Annotated in this window: 9 protein-coding genes; all 9 read right to left on the minus strand. The window is 42.9% G+C overall.

Translation table 11 applies throughout. The features are described 5' to 3' along the window. A partial coding sequence (locus HZC12_03385; GenBank protein MBI5025770.1) for an efflux RND transporter periplasmic adaptor subunit occupies positions 1-603 on the minus strand: 603 nt, incomplete at its 3' end. A gap of 6 nt (positions 604-609) precedes the next feature. After that, the gene (locus tag HZC12_03390; GenBank protein ID MBI5025771.1) at positions 610-2,061 is read right to left on the minus strand and encodes a TolC family protein; all 1,452 of its coding nucleotides are present in this window, start codon (positions 2,059-2,061) and stop codon (positions 610-612) included. Further along, positions 2,058-2,888 (minus strand): EamA family transporter, encoded by an 831-nt coding sequence (locus HZC12_03395; GenBank protein MBI5025772.1) that lies wholly within the window; start codon positions 2,886-2,888, stop codon positions 2,058-2,060. The genes HZC12_03390 and HZC12_03395 overlap by 4 nt, the downstream gene beginning before the upstream one ends. A 12-nt stretch (positions 2,889-2,900) precedes the next feature. Next, positions 2,901-3,860 (minus strand): efflux RND transporter periplasmic adaptor subunit, encoded by a 960-nt coding sequence (locus tag HZC12_03400; protein MBI5025773.1) that lies wholly within the window; start codon positions 3,858-3,860, stop codon positions 2,901-2,903. Positions 3,861-3,886: 26 nt separating this feature from the next. Next, on the minus strand, positions 3,887-4,612 hold the full coding sequence (locus HZC12_03405) for an ABC transporter ATP-binding protein (GenBank protein MBI5025774.1): 726 nt from the start codon (positions 4,610-4,612) through the stop codon (positions 3,887-3,889). Then, positions 4,609-5,736, minus strand: a complete 1,128-nt coding sequence (locus tag HZC12_03410) for an ABC transporter permease (GenBank protein ID MBI5025775.1) — start codon at positions 5,734-5,736, stop codon at positions 4,609-4,611. Before HZC12_03410 ends, HZC12_03405 begins: the two co-directional genes overlap by 4 nt. Beyond that, entirely contained in the window at positions 5,736-6,359 is a 624-nt protein-coding gene (locus HZC12_03415) for a TetR/AcrR family transcriptional regulator (GenBank protein ID MBI5025776.1), read from the minus strand. Before HZC12_03415 ends, HZC12_03410 begins: the two co-directional genes overlap by 1 nt. 119 nt (positions 6,360-6,478) lie before the next feature. Further along, positions 6,479-7,639: a nicotinate phosphoribosyltransferase gene (locus HZC12_03420; GenBank protein ID MBI5025777.1), complete on the minus strand. Its 1,161-nt coding sequence runs from the start codon at positions 7,637-7,639 to the stop codon at positions 6,479-6,481. An 84-nt stretch (positions 7,640-7,723) separates the two neighbouring features. Further along, the coding region (dinB, locus tag HZC12_03425; protein ID MBI5025778.1) for a DNA polymerase IV at positions 7,724-8,701 on the minus strand (978 nt) is incomplete at its 5' end.

The following is an 8,701-nucleotide window of genomic DNA, read 5'->3' on the forward strand; positions in this document are numbered from 1 at the left end:
CCCCACATCTACGTTCCTTGATATCACAACACCATCAACAGGGGCTTTTATTATTGTATTGGAAAGATTTACCTCGCTAAGCCTGCGTGCTGCCTTGCTCTGCTCTACCTGTGCCGAAGCAGCATTCATCTGGGCAAGGGCAGATTCGTAATTGGCCTGGGTAACATCAAAGTCGCTCTGGGATATAATGCCTTTCAGGTGAAGGTCTTTTGCCCTTTCGAAATTTCTCTTTGCATCGTTCACACCCACTTTTGCCTTTTCTAAATTTGCACTGGCATTTAACAGGTTTGCCTTTGCCTGATTTACCTGCTCGATAAAAAGCGCGGGGTCAAGCCGTGCAATCACCTGCCCTTTTTTGACAACAGAGTTGAAGTCAGCATGAAGCTCTTTTATTGTGCCTGAGACCTGACTTCCGACCAGAACAGTTACTAATGCATTGAGAGTCCCTGTTGCTGAAACAGTGGCAGAGATATCCCCCCTCTCTATTTTTGCGGTTTTGAACCCTTTGGTTTTCCTGTTTCCATCGCTGAAATATTTCCAGCCAATTCCAATCCCTGCAAGAAGGGCAATTACAGCTCCAATTATTACAAACTTTTTACGCATCTTTTCTTATTCCTCTACTGTTAGCGTCCCTTTTACTTTTTTAAGCTCTACCTCGGCCTTTGCATAATCCATGAGTGCTCTTTTTTCATTGTTAAGGGCCTTTGCATAGGATTCCTGGAATACGAGGACATCATAGGCTGTGGACATGCCTACCCTGAATTTCTCTTCTTCAGCCTCAAGCCTTTTATGTGCAAGTTCCCTGGTCTTCAGCGTTGCATCGATCTTTTTTATTGAGAGCTCAAGTGTTCGAACTGCTTCCCTGACCTCAAGCGTCATCTTTTGCTCGATGACCTGAAGACCGGTTTTTGCCTTATCCTCCTCAAGTCGGGCTTTTATGGCATTTCCCCTTGCTGTCCTGTTGCCCAGAGGGATTTTTAATTCAAGGCCGAGCTGCCAGGAATAGTAGTTGCCTGAGGAAAGCCTGTCAAGGCTGTTGCCATAGGTGCCATCAAGGCCATTAAGGCCTACTGCACCTACAAAAGACAGTCCTGGCAGGGTTTGATTCTCAGTAATCCTCTTTGAGATTTCTTTGCTCTTTATGTCGAGTTTTGCCTGCTGATAATCCTGCCTGTTTTTTAGCGCCTCCTGCATTACATCACTGATTGCAGGCACAGTGCCTGGTCTTCCTGGTCTGTCTACAGGGGAGATTTCAATCTCCCAGTCTTTATAATTCATTGCTGCCTTTAACTTGTCTTCAAAATCCCTTATTGCCTTCTGGGCACTGAGGAGGGCCTCTTCTCTGCTGGCGACCTCTGCCTCGGCCTGAAGCACTTCTACAGGAGCGAGGACACCTGCCTCAACCCTTGCCCTGCTTTCCTTTAAGAGTCTCTGCGCGAGGCTCAATGAGAGCTTGCTGACCTCAAACTCCTCATATGCAAGCACGAGGTCCCAGTATGCCTTTTCCACATTTGCTATTATTTCCATGGATTTTGCATCAAGGCCAAGCCTTGCTGAATCGAGACTGTTTTTTGCGATGTTTATACGCCCTTCCTGGACTTCCATTCCAAAATCCTTGAGCAGAGGCTGGGTAACACTGAGGACAGCTTCTGATATATAGTAGGGGTTGATACGCAGAAACGATGAGTTGCCTCTGGTGCGTATATTGGACCATTTGAGCTCATAGGTTGTGCCGGTTTTTAATTTCTGCCCGAGGGAAATATCAAAAGTTAAAGTCCTGTCTTCTGTACCTGCCAGGGTTGTTACTGCCTGGCTTTTACTGAAGGCCTCATTCAAGGACATACCGAGGTTCGGGTCAAACTGCCCTTCTTCAACTGTTACGCCTGCCTCCTGGATTTTCGGATTGTATCTTTCTGTGACCAGGTCTAAGTTTTCTGAGAGAGCCGTCTTTATTGCTTCCTTCAGAGTCAGCTCTATTTTCTCAGCAGGGAAGGCGTTTGCTGGCTGAAATAGAAAGACAATGAAAATGCAAATTGCAAAATGCAAAATTAACTTTTTCATCCTCTACCTCTGAATATCATATATCCTGAACATAGAATCAAAAGTCCTCCCAGGAGGGCTTTTGCACCTGGAATCTCATTTAGAAAAATCAGTGCTAATATTATAGCTCCGACCGGCTCAAAATATCCAAGAATCGCTGCCTCATTTGCCCTGACGGTCTTTAAGCCATCTAAATATAGTACCGGTGCAAGAGTGGAATGTATCAAACCCAGGGCAACAAGATATGGCAGCGACTGATAGGTAAGAGGGATTTTAATAACAAACGGCAAAAGGATAAAGGCTGCCACCATATTCTGCACAAACACAACAAAGAGTGATGTATATTTCTGGGAAATTGCCCTTACCAGGAGGATTATTACAGCATATACCACCCCGGAGGCAATGCCTGCAATAATGCCTTTTAAATCTTCATCTGCAACGGAGAATCCTCCGAGCATGAGCCATAGCCCTATTGATGAAAGGACAATAGCAAGCCACGTGGTATTGGCAGATTTTTCTTTTAGAAGCAAGGGCGCCATGATGGCTACAAAAATAGGAGCAGTGTAATGGGTAAGAACTGCATTGGCTATGGTGGTATGGGCAAAGGCATAATAGTAGAGAAATGTGTTTGCCAGAAAGCAGGGGGCAAGGATGTATAAAATTATGTTAGAACCTCTCAAGGCAGGTAGTGAAAGGCCGCCTTTTTTATACAGGATAATGGATTGAAAAATGGCAGCTAAGAGGGCAGGATAAAAGACAATGCCTTGAGTTGGGAGTCCAGCTTTTCTTACAATTATACCGAGAGAGCTCCATATAAGGATGGCGAGGATGATTTTTAAATAACCCATATGTTAACTATCCTATTTAATAACAATCCTGTCTCCTTCTTTCAGCCCCTCTGTTATTTCTATATAAAAATCATCTTTGAGTCCTGTCTTTATTTTAACCTTCTTTATCTTATCTTCTGCAAAGGCCTGGACAAATTCTCCTTCACTATCTCTCATAACCGCCTTACGGCTGACAGAGAGAGCGTCTTTCTTAATCTGTGCATTGATTTTAACCTCAACAGTCATGCCTACCTTTAACCGCTCTGTCGGCGGCATTTCTATCACGCATTCGATAACCTTGGCATCAACAGGCTCGCCCGGGTCGTCTGACTTTATCTTCTTTTTCCCTACGGCATATCCGATACTTATGACCTTCCCATTAAAGACCTCGCCAGGATATGCATCCAGGTTTATGTCTGCTGTTTGTCCTATCTTTATTTTCCCGATATCGGATTCTTCTACCTCTGCCCTTACCTTCAACCTGCTGATATCTGCAACCTTCATTATAGGCTCTGGCGTTGAGAATTGACCTATGGTCTCACCAACCTCTTTATACTTTTTCACTACCATGCAATCAAACGGCGCAGTAATGACTGTTTCATCTATGAGCTTCTTTATGGCCCTAACATTGGCCATAGCCTTTTTATGGCCTGTGTCCATCAGTTCGAGTTCTCTTTTTGAGACAAAACCTCTTTCATAGAGGCTCATGTATTTCTCTACATCAAGTTCTGTCTGTTTGAGGGAAACCTGTGCCTCTTCAAGTCTTTGAATGAGGTCGCTCTTATCCATAACAACGAGGACACTGTCCTTCTTAATAACATCGCCTTCCATGACTTTTATGGCCTCGATTCTGCCAGGATTCTTATACCCTATATCAGCCTCTTTCCATCCTTCTACCTTCCCTGTAGCAGCTACCTTATAGCCCAGGTCCCTGTATTGTGCAATCTCTGTACGGCCTTCATTGTTCTTATTTCTGAATAAGACGAACGCCACAACAAGCGACAAAACCAAAAATAATATTATTGAATATCTAAGGCGCATTTTTCTTTGCTCCTATCCGCCTCAGCGGATCCGCCGAGGCGGATAATTTCTCCATCTTCAAGATATAAAATGCGGTCTACAACATCAGAGATCCTCGTATCGTGTGTTACAATGACAACTGCACTCTTGTTATCTTTGCTCAATTCCCTGAGGACTGTTATGACCTCATGCCCTGATTTTGAATCGAGGTTACCTGTTGGCTCATCTGCAAGTATAAGAGGTGGTTCGGCTGCAATTGCCCTCGCAATAGAGACCCTCTGTTTCTGTCCCCCGCTTAGATCTCTCGGAAGAAAATTCAACCTGTCTTTTAATCCAACCTTCTCCAGGAGAAATGCTGCCTTTTCTCTTGCCTTCTTACGTTTTATTTTTTTTAGATTTAATGCTATCTCAACATTTTCCTGTGCAGTAAGGGATGGGAAGAGATTAAATGTCTGGAATACAAATCCTATGAAATTATTTCGTATGTAAGGTAGCCTGTCTTCAGACAGTTCAGTCACATCTATGTCATTGATAATGACCCGCCCACTTGTTGGTTTTAAGATACAACCCATCATGCTGAGCAGAGTGGTCTTGCCGCTACCTGAGGGTCCCATTATTGCTACCATCTCACCTCTCTCAATAGAGATTGATACATTCCTTATTGCATCAACAATCACGCTTCCTTCCTTATATGTCTTATAGAGGTTTTCTGTCTTAAGAATCATGTCCTGAACACCATTACCGGGTCTATCCTCGTTGCCTTTCTTATCGATATAAAAGATGCACTGATACACATCAAAATTGTAATAAAAAACACGCTGCCCATAAGATAATCCGGCACAACCATATCAAGCCCTGTCTTTTCATATCCTTTTATTAGAAACCGTATAGCAATAAGCCCCATCACATAGCCAACCACTGCATTTATGATAGCCTGCTCAATGATTATTCTATAGATGTATGTATTCGTAGCTCCGATTGCCTTTAGCGTTCCGAATTCTCTCAAATGCTCAACAGTTGATGTATAAATAGTCTGCCCGACGATAATCATGCCAATAATAAAACCTAAAAAGGCTGTGATCAGAAACCCCATGCCCATGCCTGTACTAATCGTCCAGTATTTCTTTGTCCTGAAACTATATCCTTCCCTTGTATAAACACTTACGCCTGTCAGGCGCTTTTTTAAAATCTGGATAATCTCATCTTTATCAAAGTCTTCTGAGACCTTTACAAGTATGAAAGTTGTGTTATCCCTGCCAATGTATGGCGCAAGCTCTTTTGCAGTGTCATAAGAAGTAAATATATATGGAGCAGTGGTCAGGGATTTAATCCCCTCTGATATCCCGGCAATCTTGACCTTCTGGTCCATAATCTCCCTGACATCGCCAACCCTTACCTTCCCGAGTCTTTTTTGAGCAGACTCATCCACTATGATGTATTTGCCGCCTTTTACATCAGAGATTCTTCCTTCTTTCATTTTCCATGGCGCACCAATCCCTGAATTCGGGTTATAACCTATCAGCTCTATCTGCTCTGTGCCGCCATCAGGGAGCTTCATCATTGTCCATGCAAACACCAATTTTTCAGCCCATTCAATGCCTTTTATGCCTTTAATGATGTTTAAATTTTTCTCAGGGAATGGTCTTGACCAATCAAAATTTGGAGAGTCCTTAGACGTGACCCATATATCTGCATTGATGTTGTCTATTATTGTTGAGGCATTTTTCATAAACCCTAAATATATGCCTATCTGGGCAAAAATAAGCACTACTGCAAAAGTAACGCCTACTATAGTTATTGCAAACCTTGTTTTGTCGTAAAGGAGATTTTTTATAGATATTGGAACCATTAATTATCCCTCAGCGTTATTCCTTCTCTATAAATATTCATGATTGTCCTTTTTGCATCCTTTAGCGTGAACTTCACCTTTCTTTTTTTATAAGCAGGATGCTCCTGCGATAAAATCCAGCTTAGCAGCACTCCCTCAACTGTCCCGAACAGGATTGCTCTAACTACCTTCGTATCTATGTCTTTTCTATATATCCCCTTCTCTATCCCTTCTGCTATTACTGATTCGAGTATCTCTAAAAAATCAAGGACCATAGATATATGTTTTTCTGAAAATATCTTTCTGCTCTGTCTTAACTCAACCAGTATCACCTCTGCTATGTCTTTGTCTTTCCCGAACATGTTCAGGGAAAGGTCAAGTATGGCGTCTATCTTCTCATCAGGGTGGACTGATAAAGAAGCTATTTCCTTTGCAGCCTTTAAAAACATCTTCCAGTTTTCCTCGAAGATTGAAATGAGCAGGTCTTCTTTACTTTTAAAGTAGTTATAAAGCGTTCCCTCTGCTACCCCTGCCTCATTAGCAATCTCTACAGTCCTTGAGGCGTGGTAGCCTTTCCTGGCAAATACCCTCGTTGCAGCCTTTAGTATCAGTTCTCTTTTGTCCTGTTTTTTTATACTACTCATAATTTATTTATGCCATATTTGCATTGCGTAAGTTTATTTGAGTGAGTGCTCACTCAAATAATAAAGCATAAAAAATAAAAAGTCAAAAGGATTGTTGATTTTTTAAACGGTTCAACAATCTACACAAGAGCAAGTGCTTTTACCTGTCCAAGCACAAATGCCCTCAACTCCGTTGGCTTTGGCATCTTCAGGTGAGCTCTGCCTCTGTCGAGCACGGGAATCAGAATATCATCAAATTTTCCGCTGCAATGGCAGGTGTATTTATTCTTGTTGTTCGGGACAGTCTTTTTTTCACTGCATTTCTGACATCTTAAAACCCTTTTGCTCCCTGACCACTTCCCCCTCTTTGCAAGTGGCTTGCCCTCAACCTCCATTATATCCATTGCATAGTCAACAACAGGTGCATTGCTTATTGATGTGCCAATGCCATAGGCATCAACCACAGGATTTATTACTGGGATGTCTTCCTCTTTTATTCCGCCGCTTACAAAAAGCTTCACGTGTCTGAATCCCCTCAAATCAAGCTCCCACCTGCATTCCTCAAGAATACGGTAGAAATCCCCGCGCCTTGATGAAGGGGTATCAAGCCTGACTGCAAAGAGCTTCTCTCCCATAGCCTCTGCCACATTGAGCGCCTCGAACTTCTCATCAAGGAATGTGTCAATGAGGGCAACCCTTTTGAAATTCGGCTCTAAGACTTCGTCATAAGCCTTTATTGCCTCCACTGTTGAACCTATGCATATAATCAGGGCATGTGGCATTGTGCCCATCGGGTCTTCTCCGATAATTTCTCCTGATTTTATAACAGCGACACCATCGCATCCTCCGATATATGCGTTTCTTTCAATCATCGGAGCAAGTATGGGATGCATCCTCCTTGCGCCAAAGCTCACCACAAGCCTTTCTCCAGCAAGCTTCTTGAACCTTGCAGCCTTTGTGGCAACACCTGATGCCTGGCATATCAGGCCGAGAATTGCAGTTTCATAGACACAAAAATCCTGGTATTTCCCTTCAATCTCCATTACAGGCTCATAAGGATAAAAAACAGTCCCCTCTTTCATCGCTCTTACCTTTATTGGCAGGTGTTTCATTAAATATATTGCCTCTTCAAGACCTGCGAATATTGCCCATGGCCAGTTATCAGGAAGGGTCTTTGCAATAAATTCAGCCTTGACAACAGGGTTTATCCCCTTTGCCCTCAGAATTTTTAAAGTGCGTTCAAAATATACGTCAGTTATTCTTCCATCAATAATATCTTTTGGGTCTGCGGTATGGAACATTATGTAATTCCTCCCAATGAAAACTTTATCAATACCCTTAGATAAATTACAACCATTATAACAAACTTGCTATGCCAGGATGCTTTATTTCAAAAAACCTTTTTCCAATCCGCTTACTCTTACCCCTATGAGTCGCACCTTCTTTTTGAGCTCAAACCTGCTGAGGCAATCAAAGGCAGCCCTTCTTATTGTTTCTAAAGAATCGGTAGGCTCATGAAGAGTCTTTGACCTTGTATATGTTTTAAAATCGCTAAATCTCACCTTTACCGTAACAGTCCTGCCTTTATAGCCCCTTTGCCTTATGTCATCGACAACCTCTTTTGTGAGCTCCGCAATGGTCTTTGCGAGTATCTGCCAGTTATCAATATCCGTCTGAAAGGTCGTCTCCCTGCTCGATGATTTCGGTTCCCAGTGAGTTATGAGAGGGCTCTCGTCTATTCCCCTTGATGCCTCATAGAGATAGTTTCCGTATGATTTCCCGAAATTCTCAATTAGCTTATCAAGAGACATGGTAGCAAGCTTTCCAATGGTCTCTATCTTCATGCCTTTTAGATATGCCTCTGTCTTTGCCCCAACACCCCAGAGTTTTCTGACAGGCAATGGCCATATGCGGCTCTCTATGTCCTCCTCTTTAATTATGGTAAGGCCCTCTGGCTTCTGCATATCAGAAGCAATCTTTGCGAGGAGTTTGTTCGGCGCAATACCTACGGAGCAGGTAAGCTCAGTTTCATCCTTGATTCTCTTTTTGATCTCCTTTGCAATCTCATCGGATGGCTTGTCGATTTGTGTTATATCGAGGAATGCCTCATCAACTCCCACATCTTCAATTACTGGTGTGAACTCTCCAAGAATGGCTTTAATATTTTGAGAAACCCTCGAATACTCTTCGTAATCTACAGGTAAGAAGATAGCATCAGGACAGAGCTTATAAGCAGTCCTTAATGGCATGGCAGAGTGTATCCCAAACTGTCTCGCCTCATAAGATGCTGTTGATACAACACCCCTTTTAGTGGGGTCTCCATCACCCCCAATCACAACAGGCTTTCCGATCAGTTCAGGACG

The sequence above is a fragment of the Nitrospirota bacterium genome (assembly GCA_016214385.1).
Classification (GTDB): Bacteria; Nitrospirota; Thermodesulfovibrionia; order UBA6902; family JACROP01; genus JACROP01.

Excerpts from the sequence above, each read along its gene's own strand:
- HZC12_03410 (MBI5025775.1), bottom strand. The coding sequence starts at position 5,736 with ATGGTTCCAATATCTATAAAAAATCTCCTTTACGACAAAACAAGGTTT.
- HZC12_03390 (MBI5025771.1), bottom strand. The coding sequence starts at position 2,061 with ATGAAAAAGTTAATTTTGCATTTTGCAATTTGCATTTTCATTGTCTTT.
- HZC12_03420 (MBI5025777.1), bottom strand. The coding sequence starts at position 7,639 with ATGTTCCATACCGCAGACCCAAAAGATATTATTGATGGAAGAATAACT.
- HZC12_03395 (MBI5025772.1), bottom strand. The coding sequence starts at position 2,888 with ATGGGTTATTTAAAAATCATCCTCGCCATCCTTATATGGAGCTCTCTC.
- HZC12_03405 (MBI5025774.1), bottom strand. The coding sequence starts at position 4,612 with ATGATTCTTAAGACAGAAAACCTCTATAAGACATATAAGGAAGGAAGC.
- HZC12_03415 (MBI5025776.1), bottom strand. The coding sequence starts at position 6,359 with ATGAGTAGTATAAAAAAACAGGACAAAAGAGAACTGATACTAAAGGCT.